The following is a 25,775-nucleotide window of genomic DNA, read 5'->3' as shown; positions in this document are numbered from 1 at the left end:
CCCCCTGCAGCACTCCCACCTGATATGAAAAAGTCGATCCTGTTTTTAAGCTTGCTTACCCTGGGCCTGGCTTCCTGCGAGAAGTTCCTGGAGGAGAAGCCCTATGATTTCCTTTCCAGTGAAAACTTTTACCAGAATGAGGGCGATGCCGTGGCCGGCCTCAACGGGGTGTTCAACGCTCTGCTGCCCCAAACCTACTTCGGTCGCACGGGCTGGCAGGTGACGGAGCTGCCCGGGGAGCTGATCCGCGTGGGTTCCTCGACTGATGAGCGGGCTCAGCTTTCGCGCTTCACCTTCACGGCCACCAACACCGAAATCAACAGCTGGTGGACCAACTCCTACCGGATGATCAACCGGGCCAATGATGTGATTGAGAAGGTGCCCGCCATCACGATGGATGAGGCCCGCAAAAACAACATCATCGGCAATGCGCGCTTCCTGCGGGCCATGGGCTACTTCGACCTCGTGCGGAGCTTCGGCGATGTGCCCCTGGTGCTGGCTACGGTGAAGGGCCCTACCGAAGATCTGCGCCCACCCCGCACTCCCATTGCCCAGGTGTACGAGCAGATTATTGCCGACCTGAAGTTTGCGGAGGAAAACTGCTTTCCTGAAAACAAGATTGCGGCCGGCGAGAAAGGACGCGTGTCCAGCGGCGCCGCGGCAGCCTTGCTGGCCAAGGTGTACGTAACGCGGGCTACCACGGCTGCCGCCACCCCCAGCGACAACCAGAGTGGCCTGGACGCCTGCAATCGGGTAATCGACTCCAAGCTCTACAGCCTGCTGCCGGTGTACGGCGACGTGTTCAACCCCGACAAGGAAAACGGCCCCGAGCACATCTTCTCCATTCAATTTGACTTGCCCCCGAACACGGGCAGCATCATCGTGCGCCAGTTTCTGCCCTCCCAGCTGCAGGGCCTGGGCACCTTTACCGTGGAAGACAGCCTGGTGCGCTCCTATGCTGCCAACGACGCGCGCCGGGCCTGGAACATCAGCAACCAGGCCGGCACCACCACCCTGCCCCGCTACTACTTCAACAAGTTCCGCGACGACAAGCGCATCGGCAACGACTCCCGGGCCAACTACCTGATTACCCGCTACGCCGACATTCTGCTGCTGCAGTCGGAGGCGCTCAACAACCTGAACCCGGGCAACCCCCTCAAGTACCAGGGCATCAACCAGGTGCGGGTGCGGGCCGGTCTGGCGCCTATCCCTACCACTAAGGTAACGACCAAGGATGCCTTCGTAGACCTGCTGGTGCGCGAGAGAGGGTGGGAGCTGGTGCAGGAAGGCCACCGCTATTTTGACTTGGTGCGCCTTAAGCGCCTGAAGCAGCGCGAGAAGGCCGTGTTCAACCGCGACATCGACGACAAGTACTTCCTGTTCCCGATTCCGCAGCCCGAGCTGATTCTCAACCCCAACCTGACCCAAAACCCCGGCTACTAATGCGCATCTCCAGTAAGTTGGTGCGGGGGCTGGTGCTGGGTGGAATACTAGCGCTAACCGGAGCCGCTCAGGTGGCTCCCGTTACGCCCTTCCTCCTCCTCGACCCCGCGGCCCTGGCAGCCTACAAAAAGGCCTACCAGCGGGGCGGCAAGGCCGAGGCCCAGCAAGTGAGTGGTCTGGTGGCCAAAGCCAGCGAAGCCCTCAAGCACGGCCCCTACACCATCACGACCAAGCAGCGGGTGCCGCCCAGCGGCGACAAGCACGACTACATCTCCCAGGCTCCCTACTGGTGGCCCGACCCAAGCAAGCCCGACGGCAAGCCCTACCTGCAGAAGGATGGCCTGCTGAACCCGGAAGTGAAGGCCCTCAAGGACGGCGAAAACCTGAGCGGCCTGTGCCGCGACGTGCAGGCACTGGGCCTGGGCTATTACTTTTCGGGCAATGAGCAGTACGCCGCCCACGCCGCCAAGCTGCTGCGCGTGTTCTTCCTCGACGCGGCCACCCGCATGAATCCCAACCTGAATTATGGGCAGGGCATCCCGGGCATGTTTGAAGGGCGCAGCTTCGGTATTATTGAGACGCGCCATCTGGTGAATATCCCCGATGCGCTGGCCTTGATGAGCGGCAGCAAGAGCATCACGCCTGAGCTGGTGAGCAGCCTCAAGCAGTGGTACACCCAATACAATCAATGGCTTACCACCAGCAAGATTGGCCGGGAAGAGGGCAGCAACAAAAACAACCACGGCACTTTTCATGATGTGCAGGTGGTGGACTTTGCCCTGTTCACGGGTAACCAGGCCCTGGCCAAGCAAACGCTGGAAAGCCAGACCCTGCCGCGCATCCCCGTGCAGTTTGCCCCCGATGGGTCGCAGCCTTTGGAGCTGGCCCGCACCCGCCCCTGGAACTACGTGTCCATGAACCTGCAGGGATGGGTGCAGTTGGCCGTGCTGGCCCGCCACGTGGGCCTGGACCTCTGGCAGTACCGCACCCCCGATGGTCGGGGACTGGCTCCGGCCGTGGCGTGGTTTCAGCCCTACCTGCTGCGCCAGAAGCAAATGGAGAAGGCCGATGCCGTACCTGCCGGCAATACCACCATTCTCACTATTTACCACCAGGCGGGGCCTCAGTACCCGAGCCTGCCGACGGATAAGGTTTTTGCTTTGTACCCCGAATTTGTACGTACGCCCTGGGCCCTGTAAAGCCAACCGGCCTAACGCCAGCCCGATTGCCTTCCCAGAGGCTAGGGTTGGCGCTAGGCCTGTCATCAGTCCATCCGATTAAAGATTTCCGGGCGAGCGTAGTTCGCCCCCTTATTACCCTTCAAGCATGAGTGAGAATTTTTCGCTGCAAGGCAAAGTAATCGTAGTAACCGGCGGAACCGGTATTCTAGGCCAGTCCTTTATCGATGGAATTGTGGAAGCCGGCGGTACCGTGGGTATTCTGGGCCGCAACGCCGAAGTGGCTCAGCAGCGGGCCCAGGCCATCAATGAGCAGGGGGGGCGGGCCCTGGCGCTGGTGGCCGATGTGCTGGAAGAAGACCAGCTGCGCGCCGCCTGCCAGCAGCTCATGCAGGCCTACGGCCGCATCGATGGGCTGGTGAATGCCGCCGGCGGCAACGGTCCCGATGGAGTGCTCGACCCCGCCGAGGACGTGTTCAAGATGAACCTAGCCGGCATGAAGCGGGTGATGGACCTCAACATCTGGGGAGCCGTTTTGCCCACGCAGGTATTTGGCGAGGCCATGTCGCAGTCCGGTGACCGGGGCAGCATCGTGAATATCTCCTCCATGAACTCCAAGCGCGCTATTACCAAGGTGCTGGGCTACAACATGGGCAAAGCGGCCCTGGACTGCTACAACCAGTGGTTTGCGGTGGAAATGGCCAACCGCTACGGCGACAAGCTGCGCATGAATGCCCTGGCCCCCGGCTTTTTCCTGACCGAGCAAAACCGCAGCCTGCTCACCACCCCCGAAGGCGGCTTCACGGCCCGCGGTGAGCTGGTGATCAAGCAGACCCCTTTCAAGCGCTTCGGCCACCCCGACGAACTCAAGGGCGCCCTGGTGTGGCTGCTCAGCGACGCCTCGCAGTTTGTGACCGGTTCCATGATTTGCGTAGATGGCGGATTCTCCATCTTTGGCGGCGTCTAAAACCCAGCACCAATGAGCGAGAATTACTATTGCCTGGAGCAAACCATGCGCTGGTTTGGTCCCCAAGATCCCGTAACCCTCGCTGACCTGCGCCAAGCCGGCTGCACAGGGGTAGTTACCGCCCTGCACCACCTGCCCAACGGGGAGGTATGGCCGGTAAGTGAAATTCAGGCCCGTAAAGAGCTGATTGAAGCCGCTGGCCTGCGCTGGAGCGTGGTAGAAAGCGTGCCCGTGCACGAGGCCATCAAAACCCAGGCTGCGGGCTACGAAACGTTTATCGGCAACTACCAGCAAAGCCTGCGCAACCTGGCGGCCTGTGGCATTTACACCGTCACCTACAACTTCATGCCGGTGCTGGACTGGACCCGCACCGACCTGGCCTACGAGGTAGAGGATGGCTCCAAGGCCCTGCGCTTTGAGCATGCTGCCTTCGTGGCTTTTGATGTGCTGCTGCTCCAGCGTCCGGGCGCAAAGCAAGCCTACTCCGAAGAGCAAATGGCTCAGGCCTGGCAGCGGTTTGCCGGCATGAGTGAGGCCGAGAGGCTGCAGCTGCAGCGCAACATCATTGCCGGCTTGCCCGGCTCCGAGGAAAGCTTCACGCTAGGCCAGTTCCAGCAGGCCCTTGACACCTACGCCGGCATTGACGCCGACCGCCTGCGCGTCCACCTCATCCACTTCCTGCAAGCAGTGGTGCCGGTGGCTGAGGAGGTGGGCGTGAAGCTGGTAGTGCACCCCGATGACCCGCCCTACCCCATCCTGGGGCTGCCGCGCGTGGTGAGCACGGCCGCCGACCTGCAGGCGTTATTTGAGGCCGTGCCTTCGCCCAGCAACGGGCTGTGCTTCTGCACCGGGTCTTTTGGAGTGCGCCCCGACAACGACCTGCCCGCGATGGTGCAGCAGTTTGCCGACCGCATCAACTTCATTCACCTGCGCAGCACCCGCCGCAACGAGGCCGGCGACTTCTTCGAGGACAACCACCTGGAAGGCGACGTGGATATGTACGCCGTGATGCGCGAGCTGGTGCAGGTGATGCACCGGCGAGAGCAGAGCCTGCCTATGCGCCCCGACCACGGCCACCAGATGCTCGACGACCTGCACAAGAAAACCAACCCCGGCTATTCCGGCATCGGGCGCCTGCGCGGCCTGGCCGAGCTGCGGGGCCTGGAAATGGGCATCCGCCGCAGCCTGCAGTAGCTAGGCTGCTGGCGGGCCCGCCAACACCTTCCCTGCTGCATTTCCTGCGACAGGCAAGAACCCTGAGCTGTAGCAATACAGAAAGACAACCTGATGCAAACGAGCAACCTATTGACCAGTAAAAAACTGTACCTGATCTGGCTGGCCCTGGTGCTGAGCGTCTCCGTGGCGTTTGGGCAGAAAAGCACCCGCCTGAATACTGGGTGGGAGTTTGTCCGCCAGGACCTGGGCGGCGTGTGGGAAGCAGTGCGGCCCGTGGGGGCGGGGAACCCTGAAAGCGTGCCTTTGTGGGAGAAGGTAACGCTGCCGCACTGCTTTAACGCCCGCGATGCTGTGGACCCCGACCAGAACTACTACCAGGGACCCGGCTGGTATCGCACCCAGCTCCCCGTTCAGAACCCGTACCCCGGTGGCCGGACGTTGCTGCACTTTGAGGGCGCGGGCCAGAAAACCGACGTCTACCTCTACACCACCAAAGTAGGCAGCCACGTGGGCGGCTACGATGAGTGGACCGTGGACATCACCCAGGCCTTGGCCGAGTTTCAGAAGACGGAAGTATACCAGAAGCAGTTCAAGGGCCAGATTCCGCTCAGCATTCGCTGCGACAACTCCCGCGACCTGGAAATGATACCCTCCGACCTGTCGGATTTTAATGTTTACGGAGGCCTGTACCGCTACCTGAACCTGGAGTATCAGCCGGCCCTGGCTTTGGAGCGCCTCGCGGCCAAGGCCGAAGTGGATGCGGTCGGTAAGGCCGGCACGCTGACGCTGAAGGCTTTCTTTCCGAAGACCACCACAGCCGCTGCTACCCCAGTGCAGGTGCGATTGTTGGATCCCAAAGGCAAGCAGGTAGCCAAGTACCAGGGCCAGCTTGCTGCGAAGGCAGGAGAAGTGGAAGTGCACCAGTTTGCGGTGAAAAATCCGCGCCTCTGGTCGCCCGCCTCGCCCCAGCTCTACACCGTGGAGCTTACCTTAGGCACGGGGCCTCAGGCCTATCAGCACCGCGAGAAGGTGGGCTTCCGCCATAGTGAGTTTGTGGAACATGGCCCCTACAAGCTGAACGGGCAGCGACTGCTGCTGCGCGGTACCCACCGCCACGAAGACCACGCCGCCGTGGCCGCCGCTATGACTGAGCCCATGATCCGGCAGGAAATGGTGATGATGAAGCAGATGGGCGTCAACTTCATCCGCCTCGGCCACTACCAGCAGTCGCGCATCGTGCTTAACCTCTGCGACTCCCTGGGCATCCTGGTCTGGGAGGAGATTCCGTGGTGCCGGGGTGGCCTAGGGGGCCCCGTGTACCAGGCCCAGGCCAAGCGCATGCTCACCAACATGATAGCCCAGCACTACAACCACCCCAGCATCATCATCTGGGGCTTGGGCAATGAAAACGACTGGCCCGGCGACTTTCCCGAGTTCGACAAGCTCAAGATCCGGGCCTTCATGACGGAGCTCAACGACCTCTCGCACCAGTTGGACCGCTCCCGCTACACGGCTATCCGACGCTGCGACTTCTGCAAGGACATTGTGGACGTGTACTCGCCCTCCATCTGGGCGGGCTGGTACCGGGGCATCTACACCGACTACAAGGAAGCCACCCAGAAGGAGTTTGAGGGCGTGAAGCGCTTCCTGCACGTGGAGTGGGGCGGCGACAGCCACGCCGGGCGCCACTCCGAAAACCCCGACAACGCCCTGGCCAAGATCAGCCGGGGAGCGGGAGCCGATGAGCGGGCCGGGGACGCCTCCCTGTTTGGGGGCAGCGCCCGCGTTTCCAAGGACGGCGACTGGAGCGAAAGCTACCTCTGCAACCTGGTAGACTGGCACCTCAAGGAGCAGGAAACCATGCCCTGGCTGAGCGGCACGGCCTACTGGCCTTTCAAGGACTTCTCCACGCCCGTGCGGCCCGACAACCCCGTGCCCTACATGAACCAGAAGGGCGTGGTGGAGCGCGATTTCACCCCCAAGGAATCCTACTACGTGTTCCAGTCTTACTGGACCGCTCAGCCCATGGTGCACCTCTACGGCCACGGCTGGCCCGTGCGCTGGGGCGAGGAAGGGGAGCTGAAAATGGTGAAGGTGTACTCCAACTGCGAGCAGGCCGAGCTGTTTGTGAACGGCAAAAGCTACGGCGTGAAAAAGCGCAACAGCCAGGATTTTCCCGCCGCCGGCCTGCGCTGGAACGTGCCCTTTATTGCCGGTGACAACCAGGTGCGCGTGGTGGCCCGTCAGGGCAAGCAGACCGTGCAGGATGAACTCAAGTTCAAGTACCAGACCCAGAAGTGGGGCAAGCCTACCCAGCTCACCCTGCAGAAGGTAGGCGAAGCCAACGGCCTGACTACCGTGGAAGTTAAGCTCTACGATGCCCAGGGCGTGCAGTGCCTGGATGCCGTGAACTGGGTGGATTTCTCCCTGGCCGGCGCCGGCAAGCTCCTCGACGACCTGGGCACGAGCTCCGGCTCCCGCAAGGTGCAGGCCTACAACGGCCGCGCCATCATCCGCCTGCAGGCCCAGCCCGGCAAAACGGCTGTGGCCGTGCAGTCCCCAGGCCTGGAAACTGTCCTCCTGACCTTATGATCCCGCACCTCTCCTTCGCTACCGGCTGGAAGCTGGCGCTAGGCCTCTGCCTGCTGTTGCTGTCGGCGCCGGCTGATGCTCAACGGCTGGTTCAATCTATTAACAGTAACTGGCTGTTTGCCAAGGCTGAAGGCCAGGCCTTTGAAAGTGCCGGTTTACCTTCCTCGGGCTGGCAGCCGGTTTCCCTGCCCCACACCTGGAATGCAGCCGATGTGCTCGACGACGAGCCCGGCTACTACCGCGGCGTAGGCTGGTATAGGAAGACGCTCACGGTGCCCGCCGACTGGCAGAACCGCGCCGTGTACCTGTACTTTGAAGGGGCCAACCAGGAGGCGGAAGTGCTGGTGAACGGGCAGCTGGCCGGCCGCCACGCGGGCGGCTACACGGCCTTCAGCTTTCCCGTAAGCCGCTTTCTGCAGTTTGCGGGTAATGCCCCGGCAACGGCCGAGGTGCAAGTCAAGCTCACCAACCGCTACAACCCCGACATTCCGCCCCTAACGGCCGACTTCACCTTCTACGGCGGCATATACCGCGACGTGTACCTGGTGGCGGCCGACCCGGTGCACTTCAACCTCGACAACTACGCTTCCAACGGCACCTTCATCACTACCCCGGCCGTGTCGGCGGAGGAGGCGCAGGTAGTGGTGGCCGGCGCCCTGACCAATAGCTCCGGCAAGCCCCGCCAGCTTACCGTGCTTACCCAGCTGTTGGATAAGGAAGGCCGCGAAGTAGGCCGCCAGCAAACCCGCCTCCAGCTGAAAGCCGGCGAAAACCGCGCTTTCAAGCAAAGCCTGCCCTCGGTGCGGCGCCCGCACTTATGGTCGCCGGAGCAGCCCTACCTGTACCGGGCCGTCTCGCAGGTGCTCGACGGCAAGCAGGTGCTCGATGAGGTGACCAACCCCGTGGGCTTGCGCTGGTATCGGTTTGATGCCGCCCAAGGCTTTTTCCTGAACGGCCAGCCCCTTAAGCTTATCGGCACCAACCGCCACCAGGATTATCCGGGTCTGGGTAATGCCCTGCCCGATGCCCTGCACGTGCGCGATGTGGAGCTGATCAAGCAGCTGGGTGGTAACTTCCTGCGCGTTTCCCACTACCCCCAGGACCCGGCGGTGCTGCAGGCCTGCGACCGGCTGGGCATCCTCACCTCGGTGGAAATTCCTATCGTCAACGCCATCACCGACTCCAGGGGCTTCTTCCAGAACTGCCGCACCATGCAGACGGAGATGATCCGACAGGCCTACAACCACCCCAGCGTCATCATCTGGGCCTACATGAACGAGGTGCTGCTGCGCCTGCCCCCCGGCATCAAGCGCGACAATGAGGCGGGCAAAGTGTACCTGCAGCGCGTAAATCGCCTGGCCCAGGAGCTCGACAGCCTCACCCGCCGCGAGGACCCAGCCCGCTACACCATGATTGTAAACCACGGCGACTTTGAGCTTTACCAGCTGGCGGGCCTGCCCGCCATTGCTCAGCTGGTGGGCTGGAACCTCTACCAGGGCTGGTACTCCGGCGACCTGCAGGGCTTCCCGAAGTTTCTGGACCGCCACCGTCGCGAGCTGCCCACCAAGCCCCTGCTGGTAACGGAATACGGCGCCGACTCCGACGTGCGCCTGCACTCCTTCGACCCCCGCCGCTTTGATAAAACGACGGAGTACGCCAACGCCTACCACCAGTTTTACCTGCAAGCCATGCTGGAACGACCCTTTGTGGCGGGCAGCGCGGTGTGGAACCTGGCGGAGTTCAACTCCGAAACCCGGCAGGAGGCCGTGCCCCACATCAACAACAAAAGCCTGATGACGGGCGATAGGCAGCCCAAGGATGCCTACTTGCTGTACCAGGCCCACTTGCTGAAAACGCCCTTCCTGCGCATCGGCTCCCGCACCTGGACGCTGCGCTCTGGAACCGCCGCCGGGCCCGATTCCCTCTTCTGCCGCCAGCCCGTGGAGGTGTACACCAACCAGCCCGAAGTTCGCCTGCTGCTCAATGGGCAGGATGTAGGCACCCGTAAATCGGAGTATGGCGTGGCCCGCTTCACCGTTCCCTTCCGGGCGGGCCTAAACCAGCTGCAGGCCCAGGCGGTAGACCAGTCTCTGGAAGATCAGGCCGAGATAACCTTCCGCCTGCTGCCTACTCAACTAACTTCTGACAAGCTGCCTTTCACGGAACTCAACGTGAGCCTGGGCGATGCCCGCACCTTTACCGACTCCAAGCTGCAGCAGGTGTGGGTGCCCGAACAGGCCTACAGGCCCGGGAGCTGGGGCTACGTGGGCGGAGAGGTGTACAAGATGCCCGGCGACAGGCTGCCCTACGGCTCCGACCGCGACATCCTGGGCACTGAATACGATGCTATCTACGAAACCCAGCGCCTGGGCCTGCAGCAATTCCGCCTCGACGTGCCCCCGGGCGAGTACGAGGTAACCCTGCACTTTGCCGAGCTGGAAGCCGCCCCCCAGGGCGAACAGTTGGTCTACAACCTCTCGTCCGGCGGGGCCGTGGGCAGCAGCCCGGCGACTCAGGCCCGCACGTTCAGCGTGCTGGTCAACGGCTTGCCCACACTGCCCGTGCTCAGCACCGCTACCAATCTGCGCCCCCTGCAGGCGGCAAGCTTCCAGGTGCCGGTGACGGTAAAGGGTGCCCAGGGCATCGTCCTCGACTTTCAGGCCCAGCAGGGTCAGGCTTTCCTAAACGGCCTGCAAGTCAGGCGCCTCTACTAGAATTTCATCAGGGAGGCCCGATTTCCGGCTTCCGACTTCACCCAGCTGCTTAGCTGCGCGGCAGTTGGGGCCGGAGTCGGGAGCACGGCTTCTTCATTCGCTTGACATTACCGGCCTAGGCCACTCTTTGCTTTATGCTTTATCGATCTGCTAAACCCCTGCTGGTTCTCGGGGCCCTGCTGTTGGGCGCGGGCCCCCATGGCCTGGCCCAAAAGAAAGCGGCTGCGCTCGCCTCTGTGGAGCAGCGCGTAGCGGCCTTGCTCCAACAAATGACCCTGGAGGAGAAAGTAGGGCAGCTGGTGCAGTACTCCGGCCGTGAGCTGACGGGGCCCGCCAGCAACCGCAAAACCGACCTGCTCAACAGCATCCGCGAGGGGCGGGTAGGCTCCATGCTCAACGTCAAGGGCGTAGCCGACACCCGCGCCATTCAGGCTGAGGCGCTCAAGTCACGCCTGCACATTCCCCTGCTGTTTGGGCTTGATGTTATTCATGGCTACCAGACCGTGTTTCCCGTCCCGCTGGGGGAGGCCGCTTCCTGGGACCTGGCGGCCATCCGGCTTTCGGCCCACGTGGCGGCCCGGGAGGCGGCGGCCTCGGGCATTCACTGGACGTTTGCACCCATGGTGGACGTGGGCCGCGACCCGCGCTGGGGCCGCGTGATGGAAGGGGCGGGGGAGGACACCTACCTGGGCTCCCAGATTGCCCGGGCCCGGGTGCTAGGCTTCCAGGGCGAGCAGCTGGGCAGCACCGATGCCATCATGGCCTGCGCCAAGCACTTTGCCGCCTATGGAGCCGCCATTGCCGGCCGCGACTACAACGCCGTGGATATGAGCGAGCAGCAGCTCTGGGAAACCTACCTGCCCCCGTTCAAGGCCGCTGCCGACGCGGGCGTGGCGACCTTCATGAACTCCTTTAACACCCTGAACGGGGTGCCGGCCACGGCCAGCGCCCACCTGCAGCGCGACATCCTGAAGGGCCAGTGGAACTACCCGGGATTTGTGGTGAGTGACTGGGGCTCCATCCGGGAAATGGTGCCCTGGGGCTATGCGCCCAGCGTAGTGGAGGCCGCGCAAGCCGCCATGACCGCCGGCAACGACATGGACATGGAAAACGACGCCTACGGCCCCCACTTGGCCCAGCTGGTGCAAAGCGGCCAGGTGCCCGCCGCCCAGGTGGATGATGCCGTGCGCCGCATTCTGCGCAAGAAGTTCGAGCTAGGCCTCTTCGACGACCCCTATAAGTTCTCGGACCTGAAGCGCGAAAAGCAGGTGCTGCGCGACCCGTCCCACCGGCAGGCGGCCCGCGAGGTGGCCCGCAAGTCCATGGTGCTGCTCAAAAATGAAAACCACGCCCTGCCCCTGGGCCCCCAGCAGCGCACCATTGCCCTCATCGGCCCCCTGGCCAAAGCCAAGCGCGACCTGGCGGGCAGCTGGACGGTAATGGCCGACACCACCCAGATTGTCTCGCCCTGGGATGGCCTCACGGAACGGGCCGGCAAGAAAGCTCGCGTGCTGTACGCCCGCGGCGCCGAAGTAACCGGCACCTCCCGCGCGGGCTTTGAACAGGCCGTGGCCACCGCCCGGCAGGCCGATGTGGTGGTGCTCTGTCTGGGCGAAACCTGGGACATGACGGGAGAAGCCAAGTCCAGGGCCGATATCAGCCTGCCCGGCGCGCAGCAGGAGCTGTTTGCCGCTCTAAAAGCCACAGGCAAGCCCGTGGTGGTGGTCCTGATGGCCGGCCGCCCCCTGATTTTCAACACCATAGCCGAGCAGGCCGACGCCATTCTCTACGCCTGGTTTCCCGGCTCCGAAGGGGGCCACGCCCTGGCCGACGTCCTCTACGGCGACTACAACCCCGCCGGCAAGCTGCCCAGCACGTTTCCGCGCAGCGTAGGCCAGCTGCCGCTCAGCTACCAGCAGTACAACACGGGCCGCCCCGTCACCAACCCCAAGAACATCACCTACCGCTCCGCCTACATCGATGAGCTGAACACGCCCCGCTACGCCTTCGGGCACGGCCTGAGCTACACCAGCTTCCGCTACGCCGACCTGCAGCTTTCCCAGCCCACCATGCGGGCCACTGATAAGGTGCAGGTGCAGTTCAGGCTCACCAACACGGGGCCCGTGGCGGGGGAGGAGGTCATGCAGCTCTACCTGCGCGACCTGGTATCGTCGGTGGTGCGGCCGGTGAAAGAGCTTAAGGATTTCCGCAAGGTGCTCCTGGGGCCCGGGCAGAGCCAGATTATCTCCTTTACCATCGATCAGGACAAGCTGGCCTTCTACAACGCCCAGCTGCAACGGGTGGCCGAGCCCGGCGAGTTTCAGCTTATGATTGGCAGCAGCTCCGACGATATCCGCCTGGAAAGCAAGCTCGTGCTTGCGCCCTAGGCCACTTCCGGCACCCAACACCTTCCGTTTCTTTCCTTTCCACCCGCTATGATTCGCTTCTTCGTTTTTCTGGGGCTGCTTTTGCTCGGAAGCCTGGCCGCCCCGGCGTCCTCCCGACCGGACCGCCGGCTGGCGCGCCAGGCCGAGGCCGTGCTGCGCGCGCAGGTGTTGGAGCAGGCCGCCTGGGCCCTGCACCAGGCCCCGGTTACGGTTACCAGCGCCACCAGCTCGCGCAGTGCCGGTGGCCCTCACGACTTCTTCTCGGAGGGCGACTACTGGTGGCCGGACCCCAACAACCCCGGCGGGCCCTACATCCAGCGCGATGGGCTCACCAACCCCGAAAACTTCGTGGCCCACCGCCAGGCCATGATCCGGTTCAGCCGCATCATCGGGGCCCTGGCTTCGGCCTACAAGCTCACCCACGACCAGCAATACGTGCGCCACGCCCTGGTGCATCTGCGGGCCTGGTTTACGCATCCGGCTACGCGCATGAACCCCTCCCTGCAGTTTGCGCAGGCCATCATGGGCAAGTTCACGGGCCGTGGCATCGGCATTATCGACACCATTCAGCTCCTGGAGGTGGTCCAGGGCGTGCTCGTGATGGAGCGCGATAAGGCCTTCAGCTCCCAGGAGCTGGCGGGCATCAAAGGCTGGTTTGCCCAGTACCTGACCTGGCTCACCACCCACTCCTACGGCCAGGATGAGATGAACGCCCAGAACAACCATGGCACTTGCTGGGTGATGCAGGTGTCGTCCTTCGCCCGCCTGACCGGCAACCAGGCGCTGCTGAGCTTCTGCCGGGAGCGGTACAAAACCGTGCTGCTGCCCACCCAGATGGCGGCTAACGGCTCCTTCCCCCTGGAAACCAAGCGCACCAAGCCCTACGGCTACTCCCTGTTCAATCTGGATGCCATGACCATGATCTGCCAGATTTTGAGCGACAAGCGCGACAACCTGTGGGCTTACCAGACTCCCGACGGCCGCAGCATCCGCAAGGGCATAGAGTTCCTCTACCCCTACGTAGCCGACAAGAATGCCTGGCCTTTCCCGAAGGACGTGATGTACTGGGACAATTGGCCCGTAGCCCAGCCCTTCCTGGTGATGGGCGCGGTGCAGTTCGGCAACCCACAGTGGCTGAAAACCTGGCAGCAGCTAAACCACGCTCCCGAGGTTGAAGAGGTAATCCGCAATCTGCCGGTGCGCAACCCGCTTATCTGGCTCTAGGCCAGGTGTCTGGCCAACGAATTAACGCAAGAATACTCCCATGAAAAGTTCTGTGATAGGCCTAGGGCTGGCGTTGCTCGCTCAGCAGGCGCTAGGCCAGGTGGCCCTGCCGAAGAAAACGGTAAAGCTGGCCGAAACCCAGGCCGCCCTGCTGCTTCAGCAAACGGCCCAGGTGGCCCAGCAAAAGCCCGCTGCTCCGGGCAAGCCCGCCCTGGTTTCGCCCCGCACGCTTTCTCCCTCCGGGGAGCTGGTGCTGGTGCCCTCCCGCGACTGGACCAGCGGGTTCTTTCCCGGCTACCTGTGGCTGTTGTCCGAGGCTACGGGCCAGCCGAAGTGGCAGGAGGCGGCCCGCACCTACACGGCCAACATCGAAGCCGAGAAAACCAACGCCACCACCCACGACATGGGCTTCAAGGTGTACTGCAGCTTCGGGCAGGGCTATCGGCTAACTCAGGATGCTGCCTACCGCGAGGTGATTCTGCAGGCGGCGCGCACGCTCAGCACGCGGTTTAACCCTAAAGTGGGCACGCTGCGCTCCTGGGACCACCACCGGGAAACCTGGGGATTCCCGGTTATCATCGACAACATGCTGAACCTGGAGCTGCTCTTCGCCGCCACGCGCCTCTCCGGGGACTCCTCTTTCTATAAGATAGCCGTGAGCCACGCCAACACAACGATGCGCAACCACTTCCGGCCCGACTTCAGCACCTACCACGTGGTAGACTACGACACCCTTACGGGCCAGGTAGTCAAGAAAACCACCCACCAGGGCTTTGCCAATGAGTCGGCGTGGGCGCGGGGGCAGGGCTGGGCCCTGTACGGCTATACCATGTGCTACCGCGAAACCAAAAACAAAGCTTACCTGGCTCAGGCCGAAAATGTCGCGCGCTACATTCTCAACCACCCTAACCTGCCGGCCGACCTTATTCCGTACTGGGACTTCAACGCCCCCAGCATTCCCAACGAGCCGCGCGACGCTTCGGCCGGCGCCGTCATTGCTTCGGCCCTCTACGAGCTGAGCACCTACAGCCCAACCAATAGCGCGCTCTACCGCCGCAAGGCCGACAAGATGATGAGCAGCCTGACCAGGCACTACACGGCCAAGCCCGGCGGCAGCCACGGCTTCCTGCTCTTGCACAGCACCGGCTCCAAGCCCGCCAACAGTGAGGTGGATGTGCCCCTCATCTACGCGGACTACTACTTCCTGGAAGCCCTGCTGCGCCAACGCCAGATGCGCGCCGGCAAGAGCGAGGCCGGCAGCTAAAAGCCGGGGGGGTAAATAGGGCAAAATTGAGACAGGGTAGATGAGGGCGTCGAAAACGTTTACGTAAATAAACACCTTACTTCATGGGAGTTTGCTGGAAAAATCCTCTCACTTTTCGGGAGCAGGCCTAGGGCCTTTAATTTCATTTTTCCGTTCTACCCCTTAACCCCGCCACAACCATGACGATTCTGACAACTTCATCTCGCTGGGCTGCGCTCAGCCTGTGCTCCGTGGCGCTGGCCCTGGCCTCTGCCTGCCAAAACAAGGAAGTGGCATCGCCCGCCGCGGCCACTACCCCGGCCAATTCCACCATCACCACCTTTCAGCACCCGGGGGTAGTCAACAGCCGGGCCAGCCTGGATCTGGTGGCCGCCCAGGCCAACGCGGGCGACGCCACCCGCACGGCGGGCTACAACAAAGTCGTGGACTACATGAACCAGTATGCCGTCCCGACTACCTTCCCGAACGTGGTATACGTGGTGGGCAGCGGGGGCAGCCCCACCGAGGACCAGATCCGGCGCGACGCCATCCTGGCTTACGCCTGCGCCCTGCGGTGGGTGAAAACCGGCAACGCCACCTACGCCAACCAGGCCAAGCAGATTCTTAACGGCTACGCCTACAACTTCCAGCGGTACTCCACCTCGCCCAAGCCCGACGGCAGCCCCACGGAGTTCCGCCAGACCTACCTGGAAGCCGCGTGGGTGGCGCCGTCCTTTGTGGCGGCCGGCGAAATCATTCGCTACTACTCCGTGAATGGCAACGGGGCCGGCTGGTCAGCCACCGACGTCAGCAAGTTCTCTGACTTTCTCAACAACCTGAAAAACAACTACGTCAACAACGTGCCCGGCGCCATCAACGACATCAACAACTGGCAGGCTTCCTACTGCTACGCCAAGATGGCTTTGGGCGTGTGGTTCAACAGTACGTCGGTCTATGACTCGGGCTACGACTACCTGTTTCAGATTTTGCCTCAGCTGTTCTACTCCGATGGAGCCGTGAAAGAGCAGCGCGACCGGGACTGCATCCACCCCCAGTACACGCTCACGGCCCTGACCTACGCCGCCGAAACGGCCCGCATCCAGGGCAACTCGGCCATTTACGAAGCCAATGGGCAGCAGATCAAGAACGGCTGGAACCGGTACGAGGACGCCGCCGCGGGTAACTACACCCGCAACTGCAGCGGCACCCAGATCTTTCCCGGCATCGAGACGGCCTACAACTACTACGGCACCAGCAAGCTGGCTTCCCTGCGCGACCGGCAGGACCCGTACGGCGTACCCGGTGATAAAACCTTCCTGGGCTTCACCTCCTTCACCCACCGCAGCATCGGGCGGTAAACGGGCCCACGTCGTCCGGTGAAAACCCGGCCTCCCGGCGACGGCAGTCGTCGCCGGGAGGCCGGGTTTTTCGGTAGGGGGGTGCTGCTGCGGTCAGCGCTTGTAGCCCTGAGTGGGAAACGCGGCATCCTCGTAGGGGGCCAGCACCGCTTCCGGTTGGCTTTCCTGCCTGAAAAGCATCACCTGCCTGGTGGCCGGGGTGTAGGCCGGCCACGCAGGTCCCGGCTGCCCCGTCTTGATAAAGCTGGCCCAGTGCGCGTGCATGGCAGCGGCCAGCGCGGGCCCCGATGCTTTGCTGGGGGCATTGGGCGGCGCCGCTGCCGTATGGGCAGCGGAGCTGCCGACGGGCGCATTCCACACGAAATTCAGCTCTTGGGCGTGCATCGGCTGGGTGGTGGCATCGGCGTAGTCGAAGCGGTAGAGCCAGGTGGGCGTACCCTGAGCCGCCAGCTGATTGGCGAGCCGGTACGTGGCCAGCCGGTAGAGATAATCGGTGAGCACGGTGTTCCAGGCATCAAGAGCGGGCTGGGATTGGCGCAGCTGCTGATAGGCCCGCCACACGTAGGGGCTGTTGTGCGCGCCAAAAACCAACGGCAGCGCCGCCTCATTCGGCGCATGCAGGATGGAGCCGGGGCCGCTGAACAGCCTGGCCTCTTCCCGGTTGGTTCCCAGCAGAACCCGGATAGCGGGCCGAGACTGGCCCAGGTATTCCAGGGGTGGCCTAGGGATGGTCTGCCCGTCGAGCACCGGCCCAAACACCTGTAGGCCACCCGCCCCGTTGGCAAACCGGGTTTGCGCCCGTACCAGCGAGTCGGCGGGCAGCGTGAGCAAGGCGCGGGCATCGGTGGTGTGCAGCGCCTGCAGCAGCTGGTAGGTGATGGCCCCCGCGGTGGCCGTGTCGCGCACGGCCTGCACCGCGCCGCTTTCCAGAATTACCTGCTGAAACAGGCCTTGGGCGGCGGGCGTCACCAGTAGGCCCCCAATCAGCTTGGCGCCCGCTGACTCGCCCATCACGGTGACCCGTTTCGGGTCGCCCCCAAACGCGGCAATGTTGTCGTGTACCCAGCGCAGGGCGGCCACGGCATCCAGCAGGCCACAGTTGCCGGCCTGCTCATACCCGGGCCCCAGGCAGTTGCCCAGCTGCAGAAAGCCCAGGCTGCCCAGGCGGTAGTTAAAGCTCACGGCCACCAGCGTATCCTGGGCCGCAAACGTCCAGGTGTCGTTGTCCTGGCCCGAGCCGCCGGTAAATGCCCCGCCGTGCACCCACACCACCACGGGCCTGCGCTGCTTTTTGGAAACAGACGGAGCCCACACGTTCAGATAAAGACAATCTTCTGCCCCCTGCACCCCCGTAGGGCCTCCGGCCTGAGGTGCCCGGGCCCCAAACTGGGCCGCTACAGGTGTTCCGGAATGCCGCTTTAGGGGCTGCGGAGGACGAAAGCGCAGCGCGCCCACCGGAGGCTGGGCGTAGGGAATGCCCCGAAATACGCGCAAGCTCCCTTCCTGCACGCCCTGCACTTTGCCTTGCCGGGTCTTCACGACGGGAGGAGTGCCTTGAGCATGACCGGGAAAAGCGGTAGCAGCCCAGGCCAGCACACTGCTGAGTAGGAGCCCGGCGCCGTGCCGTGCGAAGCGGTAGAACATAGAAAGAAGAAGCCAGGTGGAACCACGCTAAAGATGGCCCAGGATACAGAAAAGTGACGTGGTTACTTTGCGCGGCTGACCGGAGTGACAGAAAACTCCTCGAACTCAACGGGGAAGCCTTTGCCATCGGGGGCGGCGCACATCAGCCCGATTTGTACTTTCTGACCGGCTGCAGGAGGGAAGTAGGCCAGGCGCAGCATCTTGAACTCATGGTTGTCGAAGGAGTACTGGATTTCCACGTAGTCGCCCTTGCGCAGGAGAGTCAGCCACACGGCTTTGGGGCTGTCTTGGCGCGGCACCACCGACCAGTCCGACACCTCGCGCGTCACGACGGCGCTGACGTTCTGCACTCCCTTCACGTACTCGATGCCGGTCTTAATCCAGTTCTTCTCGTCGAGCCGAATCATCAGTCCGGCCTGGTCGTAGAGGTCTCTGTACTGGCCTAGGACTTTGACTTTGGCGATGAAGTCGCCCTCCTGCTCTTGGTAGTAGAAGTGCCCGTTGTCGCGGATGAAGCCGTAGTGCGTCACGCGCCAGAAGTCGGTGCCGCCTTCTACCTGCACTTGCACTTTGGAGGCGGTAATGGTGGCTTTCTTCGGAGCATTTTGCCAGCGCATAGACTTAAACGATTGGGCGGTAACGGTCAGAGCGACCAAGTACAGCGCAGTGGAAAGGAATAGGGCTTTCATCATGAAGTAAAGCAAATAGGGGGGAAAGGTTGTCTGAAACTGGAGTGCTTATACAGCATGAAAGCAGGCGGATCCCACACCGCCTGCTTTCGCCTTTACGCCACGCTAGCGAAAATTCCCACCCAACGCTAGCGGGCCCATTAGGTAACGCTTCCTACGGCGTCACCTAACTGGTTAAGTCAGCACTTGCAGGTACTGCTTATTCTGTCGTCAGTGGTAGGCCCGCGGAAAAGGAGCTTCCGAAGGCTTTCCCAGGCATCGTGGAAGGTGCCTAGGCCAGGTTAATTTACGACCATGGTCATAATGGAGTGCGGCCGGCTGGTAGTTTGCGTAGCCTGACCTTTGATCCAGAGCTGGAAGGGCTGCTCTTTCTCCGTGGTGTTCAGCACCACTACCGCCACTTTGCCATCGGTGTTCAGGAAGGCCGTTGTCTGCAGCACGTCGCGGCTGGAGGCGGTGGCAATGCGCTTGGCGCCGGGCCGCACGAACTTGGCGAAGTGGCCGATGTAGTAGTAGGCGTTGGTGTAGAGCAGCTTGCCGCTGCGGGTGTCCCCGATGATGGGGGCGTAGCAAAAGTTACCCACGTGGTTGGGGCCCCCAGTTTCGTCGAGCAGGATGTTCCAGTCGGTCCAGGCCTCGGTGCCGGCGTTGAAGTCGTTGAGCATGGAGTAGCCGTACCGCTCGCCCAGGCGCCAGTCCTGAATGCCGCTGAACTGGAAGTTTTCCACGCAGCCTTCGGTAAAGATCAGGTGCTTGTCGGGGTAGGTTTCGTGCACGCGGCGCAGGTTGTCGAACTGCATGCCCGAGCCGGTCCAGGTCTCGTACCAGTGGTAGCCCAAGCCCCAGAAGTACTGGCTGGCCTCGGGATCATCAAACAGAGTCGCCGCCCGCTGAAACATCAGGTCGCGGTTGTGGTCCCAGCCGATGAGCTTCCGGTCGCCCATGCCGGCCTTTTTAAGAGTGGGCCCGAGGTAGCCTTTCACGAAGTCGCGCTCTTCCTCGGCCGTGAAAATGCAGGACTCCCACTTTTGCTTGGCCATGGGCTCGTTCTGCACCGTGAGGCCCCAGATGGGAATGCCGGCCTTCTCGTAGGCCTGGATAAACTTTACGTAGTAGTTGGCCCAGTTCTGCCGGTATTCGGGCAGCAGCTTGCCGCCGCGCAGCATTTCCTTGGTGTCTTTCATCCAGGCCGGCGGGCTCCAGGGGCTCACGTACATGGTGAGCTTACCGCCGGCCGCGGCCATGGCCTGCTTGATGAAGGGAATGCGGTACTGCTCGTCGTGCTTGATGCTGAAGGTCTTGAGCTCCTTGTCGCCCTCGGCCACGTAGGTATAAGGCGCCGTGGAAAAGTCGGTGCTGTGAATGGACGTGCGCGCCAGCGTGTATCCGATGCCCTTGGTGGGGCTATAGTAGGCCTGCAGAAACTCCTGCTGCTGGGCTTTGGGCAGCTTGGAAAATGTTTCGGCGGCGGCATCCGTGAGGGCCCCGCCAATGCCCAGCATGGTTTGGAAAGAGTGGGTAGGATCCACAAAGACCGTGGGTTGGGTTTCCAGAGGCTGGGGCTGGGCCTGGAAGGAAAGCTTGTCGGTGGCCGCGAGGCGTAGCTCCGTTTTGTCGGCCGTGGTATACACCTGCACCTGCCGGCCGGCCGCCGAGTACGTGGGGGTGGGCTTGGCGGCGGGGGTAGAGGCTTTCTTCTGGGCCAGGGCGCCAGTGGTGAGGGTGGTGGCCAGCAGAGCCGCCAGGAGGGGGTATTGCATGCTACTAGAAAAAGAGAGTTACCAGATATAGGTGCCCACCGAGCCGGCGGCCAGTTGGGTGGAGGCTACTTTGCCCCGGTATTTGATGTCGAAAGTCTGGGAGGAGCCGGTATTGAGCACGATGAGCACTTTCTTGCCTTCGGGGTTTTTAAACGCCACATTCTGCAGACTGCCCGGCACGTTGGTGCCAATGCGCACCGAGCCAGGGCGCACAAACTTGGCCGCGTGGGCCACGGTGTAGTAGGCCGTATTGCGCGTTACATCGTTGCCGTTGATGGTCAGAGCGCCCAGGCAGGTGTTGCAGCCGCCGGGCGTGTGGGGGCCGTAGTTCTGGTCGGCGGCCAGGTTCCACTCCAGCACGTTGCGGCTCCAGTTGCGGGTGGCCCCAATGATAAGGTTGCTCACGTGCCAGTTCAGGTCGCCCGAAAAGTTGCCCGGGCCTCCAATCCACTGCTCCGTGAAGTAGACGTTCTTGTTAGGGAAGGCATTGTGCACCGTGCTCAGGCCGGCAATGTTGCCCGCGTACAGGTGAAAGGCCGAGCCATCAACATACTGCGCCGCCAGCGGATCCTGCAGCACGGTAAGGGGGTAATCAGTCCGGTCGAGGTTATGGTCGTAGAGAATAATCTTGGTGGCCAGGCCTGCCGCTTTAAACGCCGGGCCGACATGGTCACGGATGAAGGTGGCCTGCTGCGGCGCCGACATCTCCATGCTGGGATTATTGTCGGGGTTCAGGGGCTCATTCTGGAGCGTAACGGCATCTACCCGAACGCCTTCCGCCTGCATGGCCTGCAGGTACTTAACGAAGTACTGGGCGTAGGCCGGGTAATACTCCGGCTTGAGCGAGCCGCCTTTAAAGCTGTTGTTGGTTTTCATCCAGGCCGGCGCCGTCCAGGGCGAGCCCAGAATTTTGATGTTGGGGTTGATAGCCAGAATCTCTTTGAGCACCGGCAGCAGATGGGTCTTGTCCGGCGCCAGGCTGAACTGGCCTAGCGTGGGGTCTGGCTGGCTGGCGTCGTCGTAGGTGAAGACGTTGGCATCCAGATCCGACGCCCCAATGCTGATGCGCAGGTAGCTGGTGCCGATGTTGGTTCCGTCAGTGGCAAACAGCTCCTTCAGCAGCGTGGCGCGGGTAGCGGCAGTCATCTGGTTGAGCAGCTGAGCACTACCGCCCGTCAGGGTGTAGCCAAACCCATCAATGGTCTGGAACGTCTGGGTGGTATCCACCTCAATGGTGGGGTTCTGGCCTACGGCATCCTTGAAGTTCAGCGCCAGGGTGCTCTTGTAAAAAAGCGTACTGCGGTCGGCCGTGGTCAGCCATTGGGCTACCTGCGACGGTTCTGTGGTCACGGGTGGCACTACGGGGGGCTGGGGCGCGGGGTCCGGCGAGCTGTTGCCGCCGCAGCTGGCCAACAGGCCTAGCAGCAGTAAGCCGGCCGTGCTCAAGGGTAATCTAAACGGAGGAAACATCATGCGGTAAGAATATAAAGCACAGGGGCAAAAGCGTACCGTAGTCGGCCTAGGCCAGTGGGCTCGTCATCAGAAGGGAAGGAAATTATAGCGTACGGTTCTAATCGATAGGAAGAGTTGAAGTGCCCGCCCCGGCCAGCTGCCGGGGCGAACGGGTTCAGAATTAATGAGCTACTACCACGCGGCGTACTAGCCGGCCTTCAGGCGTATCTACCTGAATCAGGTAAACGCCCGCTTTTACAGCGGCAATGGGTACCGTTATCAGGTTTTGGCCCGAAACCACCGCACGGTTTGCCTGATTGATAACCACGCGACCAGTCAGATCGAGCAGGCGCAGGTTCAGGTTCTGGCTGGCTGGCGCCGTGTAGCGTACCTGCAGGTCCGCATCCGTAACGGTGGGGTACACCTCCAGCCGCGCATCGGTAGCGGCACTAGCGGCCGTGGTAGCCAGCGCCACGCGGGCGGCGGCACCCTGGTCGCTAAACCACCAGCGCTGGTTGTCGCCGCCGCCGTAAGTCCACTGCTGAATGGCCGCTCCGTCGGCGGTGGAGTTGTTCTGCACATCCAGCGCCTTGCCGCTGTACTTGTTGATGATGCGGTAAGTGCCGTCGCCGTTGCTCACAATCTGCCAGTACTGGCTGTCCTGGGTCAGCCAGTCCCACTGGTGGGTCAGGGCGCCGTCGGCCGTGCTTGGGCCGGCCACGTCCAGGCTTTTGTTGCTGTTCACGTTCACGATGCGCACGTAACCGCTGCCGGCATCTACCAGCTTCCATTTCTGGTTGGCGGCGCTTACCCAGCCCCACTGCTGCACGCGGCCGCCATTAGCCTGCGAGCTGGCTGATACCTCCAGGGCCTTTCCGCCGTTTTTCGAGCTGATTTCATAGATGCGCCCAATGGCCGGGCCGCTGCTGGTGCTGCCGCCGGTGCCGTTGTAGTTGCCGCCGCCGGGGTAGTTAACAATGCCGTTCTGGTTGGGCGACACGGCCGCCACCGTCGTGTTGGGCACGCAGTTTGCCCACTGAATGTTGGTCAGCACCTGGTTCAGGCCCGAAGGCCCGTCCACCACATAGGGCGGGTTGATGTGCATGAAGGCCGGGTTGCTGATATTCTCGAAGCGCTTGTAGGTCCAGTGGCACCAGCCGATACCCACGGAATTAAGGTTCTTGGCCGCCTCGCGCATCCAGGTGTCGGAGTTTTCGCCGGTTTCCCCAATCCAGACGGGCACATTATGCGTCGTGCGGAAGTTGCGCAGGTCGCCGATGAAGCGGATGGTGTTGGGGCTGCCGCCCGTGGAGTTCACGCCGTTGTCCATCTCGTAGCCGCCGCCGCTATAGCGGTGCGAGTTGTACACCAGGTTGGTGCGGTTGGAGAAGGTAAACGGCTCCATGTAGTTGTAGTCGTTGCCCCAGCCATTGCCTTCCAGCAAAAGCAAGTGGTTGTCGCCGTTGCCCCGAATGGTAGTAATCAGGCGCTGGTATACATCGTGAATCTTCTGGTTGTTGGGGAAGTTGTTGGGCTCGTTGATCAAATCGTACATGGCCACCCGGGCGTCGTTCTTGTAGCGGTTCGACACGAATGCCCACAGCCGGTTGAGCACATCCTGGTTGATCTGGCGGTTCCAGAGGTCATTGGCCACAATCTGGTCGGCAATGTTGGCGTCGGTGCCCTGGGAGCCCGGCACGGCGTGCATATCCAGCACCACGTACATGTTGTTGGCCTGGGCCCAGGCCAGGGTGTTGTCAATCATGCGCAGCGCCTCCATGTTGTTGGGGTCAGTGAAGAGCTGATTGTTGTTGTACCACCCCGTGAGCTGGCTCACGTAAGAATCGTACGTAACCGTGCCGCGCATCACGCTGCTGCGCACGGCCCGCTGGGCGGGCGTCAGGAACAGCTCGTAGTGAAGGGGCAGGCGCACGCAGTTGAAGCCCTTGGAGGCGATGTAGTCGAGGTCGGGTTTGGTAATGAAGTTGTTGCGGTAGTTCTGGTAGAAGGTTTCCACGGCCGCGTCGCTCATGCCCGCGTTGTAGAGGGTCTTTTTGACCTTGCCCTGGGTTTGCTTCCCATCGAGACCGGGCCAGCCTACTTTCATCATGTAGCCTTCCTGCACGGCCCAGTTGCCCAGGTTCATGCCGTTGAGGATGACCTCCTGGTTGCTGGCATTCACGATGCGGGGGCCATCGGCGCGCAGAAAGCTCTGGGCATCGGCGGAGTGGCCTAGGCCTACTGCGGCCAAGACGACGGATAAGCGCCGCAGCGCGCGCGGCACCCGGGTGCTCCAAAAAGTACTGGTGTTCATAATGGTGGGATTTGGTTGTGGAAAGAAAAAAGTACCAACAGGCCTTGGGAGCCGGAAAGTCAGGGGGAGCGGAGTAGGTGTCTCCGCTGGAGAGCGAGGGTGCCGGCCGCTGGAAAGCAGCAAGCGGGTAATCAGGTCAGCTGGTAAAAACTCCGCCTGCTAGGCCACTAGCAGGCGGAGGAAAAAAGGGGTTACCACACGTAAGTGCCGGCCGCTCCGGCCTTGAGGCTGGTGCTGAGGGTTTTGCCCTCGTAGCGCAGGCTAAAGGACTGCGGCTCTTTCGAGTTGTTCTGCACAATCACTACGCGCTGGCCGCTGGGCGTTTTGTAGGCCACGTTGGGCAGCGTCTCGGAAGTAGTGGAGCCGATGCGCACCGAGCCGGGCCGCACAAATTTGCTGGCGTGGGCAATGATGTAGTAGGCATCCTCGCGCGTCACCTGGTCGCCGGCCAGGGTGAGGGCGCCGCGGCATTCGGTGCAGCCGCCCGGCGTGTGGGGGTTCTGCTGGGGGTCGGCGGCCAGGTTCCATTCCAGCACGGTGCGGGCCCAGTTGCGAGTGCCGCCGATAATGAGGGTGCGCACGTGCCAGGGCAGGTTTTCGGCAAAAGCACTCTTCGAGCCCACCCACTGCTCCGTGAAGTACACGTTTTTGTCGGGGTGTGCATCGTGCACCTTGCTCAGGGCCTCAATAGGGCCGGCGTAGAGGTGGAACGCCGAGCCATCCACGTACTGCTTGGCCTCGGGGTCACCCAGGATAGTCAGGGGGTAATCGGGCCGGTCGGCGTTGTGGTCGTAGACGATGATTTTCGTGTCGATCTTCTCCTTCTTGAACGTCGGTCCCAGGTTTTTCTTCACGAATTCGGCCTGCTGCTCGGCCAGCATGAGCAGGCTGGGGTTGTTGCCGGGGTGCAGGGGCTCGTTCTGCACCGTGATGGCATCAATGCGAATGCCCTCGGCCTTCATGCCCTGGATGTACTTGGCAAAGTAACGGGCGTAGGCTTCGTAAAACTCCGGCTTGAGGGAGCCCCCTTTGGAGTTGCCGTTGGTCTTCATCCAAGTGGGCGGCGACCAGGGCGACCCGAGAATTTTGATGCTGGGGTTGATGGCCAGAATCTCCTTGAGCACCGGAATCAGGTGCGGCTTATCGGGCGCCAGGCTGAACTTGGCCAGCGTCGGGTCGGTCTGGCCCTCGGGCAGGTCGTCGTAGCTGAACACCGTGGCGTCCAGGTCGGAAGCGCCGATGCTCAGGCGCAGGTAGCTCACCCCGATATTGTTGCCATCGGTGGCGAACAACTCCTTCAGGATTGACGCCCGCGCAGCCGGGCTCATGGCGTGCAGCAGCTCGGCGCTGCCGCCCGTGAGGCAGTAGCCAAACCCATCAATGGTCTGGAACGTCTGCTTGTCATCTACCTCAATAACGGTACCCGTGGCGGCGCTGGTGGTCCAGGCGGGGGCCGTTTGAGCTTGAAACAGGGCTGATTTGTCGGGGTTGGTGAGCCAGAAAGCGGCGGTGCCTTTTTTAACGGCTGCTGCTGAAGTGCCCGCCTGGGGCAGCCGCTGGCAGCTGGTGCCCAGCCCGAGGCTAAGCAGCAGGGCCAGGGAGAGAGTAGGTTTGGGAAAGAAGGACATGCAGAA

16 protein-coding genes are annotated in these 25,775 nt (G+C 62.4%); 10 read left to right on the top strand and 6 right to left on the bottom strand.

Features of this window, described 5'->3' with window-relative positions:
• Positions 1-24: 24 nt before the first annotated feature.
• The 10 genes from CFT68_RS21095 to CFT68_RS21050 all read left to right on the top strand — a co-directional run bounded on the left by CFT68_RS21095 (position 25) and on the right by CFT68_RS21050 (position 16,282).
• Entirely contained in the window at positions 25-1,443 is a 1,419-nt protein-coding gene (locus tag CFT68_RS21095) for a RagB/SusD family nutrient uptake outer membrane protein (protein WP_088845667.1), read from the top strand.
• Positions 1,443-2,642, top strand: coding sequence for an alginate lyase family protein (locus tag CFT68_RS21090; protein ID WP_088845666.1), 1,200 nt, complete (start codon positions 1,443-1,445; stop codon positions 2,640-2,642). Before CFT68_RS21095 ends, CFT68_RS21090 begins: the two co-directional genes overlap by 1 nt.
• A 127-nt stretch (positions 2,643-2,769) precedes the next feature.
• Positions 2,770-3,588, top strand: coding sequence for an SDR family oxidoreductase (locus CFT68_RS21085; RefSeq protein WP_088845665.1), 819 nt, complete (start codon positions 2,770-2,772; stop codon positions 3,586-3,588).
• A gap of 12 nt (positions 3,589-3,600) precedes the next feature.
• Positions 3,601-4,782, top strand: coding sequence for a mannonate dehydratase (uxuA, locus tag CFT68_RS21080; RefSeq protein ID WP_245815471.1), 1,182 nt, complete (start codon positions 3,601-3,603; stop codon positions 4,780-4,782).
• 93 nt (positions 4,783-4,875) lie between these two features.
• A complete protein-coding gene (locus tag CFT68_RS21075; RefSeq protein ID WP_088845664.1) occupies positions 4,876-7,356 on the top strand; it encodes a glycoside hydrolase family 2 protein in 2,481 nt (826 codons plus the stop codon).
• A complete protein-coding gene (locus CFT68_RS21070) occupies positions 7,353-10,070 on the top strand; it encodes a glycoside hydrolase family 2 TIM barrel-domain containing protein (RefSeq protein ID WP_088845663.1) in 2,718 nt (905 codons plus the stop codon). Before CFT68_RS21075 ends, CFT68_RS21070 begins: the two co-directional genes overlap by 4 nt.
• A 134-nt stretch (positions 10,071-10,204) precedes the next feature.
• Positions 10,205-12,457 (top strand): glycoside hydrolase family 3 N-terminal domain-containing protein, encoded by a 2,253-nt coding sequence (locus tag CFT68_RS21065; protein WP_088845662.1) that lies wholly within the window; start codon positions 10,205-10,207, stop codon positions 12,455-12,457.
• Positions 12,458-12,505: 48 nt separating this feature from the next.
• Positions 12,506-13,681: an alginate lyase family protein gene (locus tag CFT68_RS21060; RefSeq protein ID WP_088845661.1), complete on the top strand. Its 1,176-nt coding sequence runs from the start codon at positions 12,506-12,508 to the stop codon at positions 13,679-13,681.
• 40 nt (positions 13,682-13,721) lie between these two features.
• Complete coding sequence (locus tag CFT68_RS21055) at positions 13,722-14,945, top strand: glycoside hydrolase family 88 protein (protein ID WP_088845660.1); 1,224 nt, start codon at positions 13,722-13,724, stop codon at positions 14,943-14,945.
• Between the two features lie 179 nt (positions 14,946-15,124).
• The gene (locus tag CFT68_RS21050; RefSeq protein ID WP_088845659.1) at positions 15,125-16,282 is read left to right on the top strand and encodes an alginate lyase family protein; all 1,158 of its coding nucleotides are present in this window, start codon (positions 15,125-15,127) and stop codon (positions 16,280-16,282) included.
• Between the two features lie 93 nt (positions 16,283-16,375).
• Here CFT68_RS21050 and CFT68_RS21045 read toward each other — a convergent pair whose 3' ends face one another.
• The 6 genes from CFT68_RS21045 to CFT68_RS21020 all read right to left on the bottom strand — a co-directional run bounded on the left by CFT68_RS21045 (position 16,376) and on the right by CFT68_RS21020 (position 25,769).
• Positions 16,376-17,926: a carboxylesterase/lipase family protein gene (locus CFT68_RS21045; RefSeq protein ID WP_088845658.1), complete on the bottom strand. Its 1,551-nt coding sequence runs from the start codon at positions 17,924-17,926 to the stop codon at positions 16,376-16,378.
• 62 nt (positions 17,927-17,988) lie between these two features.
• Positions 17,989-18,618, bottom strand: a complete 630-nt coding sequence (locus CFT68_RS21040) for a DUF1349 domain-containing protein (RefSeq protein WP_245815470.1) — start codon at positions 18,616-18,618, stop codon at positions 17,989-17,991.
• A gap of 278 nt (positions 18,619-18,896) precedes the next feature.
• The gene (locus CFT68_RS21035) at positions 18,897-20,375 is read right to left on the bottom strand and encodes a glycoside hydrolase family 30 protein (RefSeq protein WP_088845657.1); all 1,479 of its coding nucleotides are present in this window, start codon (positions 20,373-20,375) and stop codon (positions 18,897-18,899) included.
• Between the two features lie 18 nt (positions 20,376-20,393).
• On the bottom strand, positions 20,394-21,848 hold the full coding sequence (locus tag CFT68_RS21030; RefSeq protein WP_245815469.1) for a glycoside hydrolase family 30 protein: 1,455 nt from the start codon (positions 21,846-21,848) through the stop codon (positions 20,394-20,396).
• 160 nt (positions 21,849-22,008) lie between these two features.
• Positions 22,009-24,141 (bottom strand): RICIN domain-containing protein, encoded by a 2,133-nt coding sequence (locus tag CFT68_RS21025; protein WP_088845656.1) that lies wholly within the window; start codon positions 24,139-24,141, stop codon positions 22,009-22,011.
• A 191-nt stretch (positions 24,142-24,332) separates the two neighbouring features.
• Positions 24,333-25,769, bottom strand: a complete 1,437-nt coding sequence (locus CFT68_RS21020) for a glycoside hydrolase family 30 protein (RefSeq protein WP_088845655.1) — start codon at positions 25,767-25,769, stop codon at positions 24,333-24,335.
• Positions 25,770-25,775: the final 6 nt, after the last annotated feature.

Origin of the sequence: Hymenobacter gelipurpurascens (genome assembly GCF_900187375.1) — a bacterium.
Classification (GTDB): domain Bacteria; phylum Bacteroidota; class Bacteroidia; order Cytophagales; family Hymenobacteraceae; genus Hymenobacter; species Hymenobacter gelipurpurascens.
This window is presented reverse-complemented; position numbering and strand designations above follow the sequence as displayed.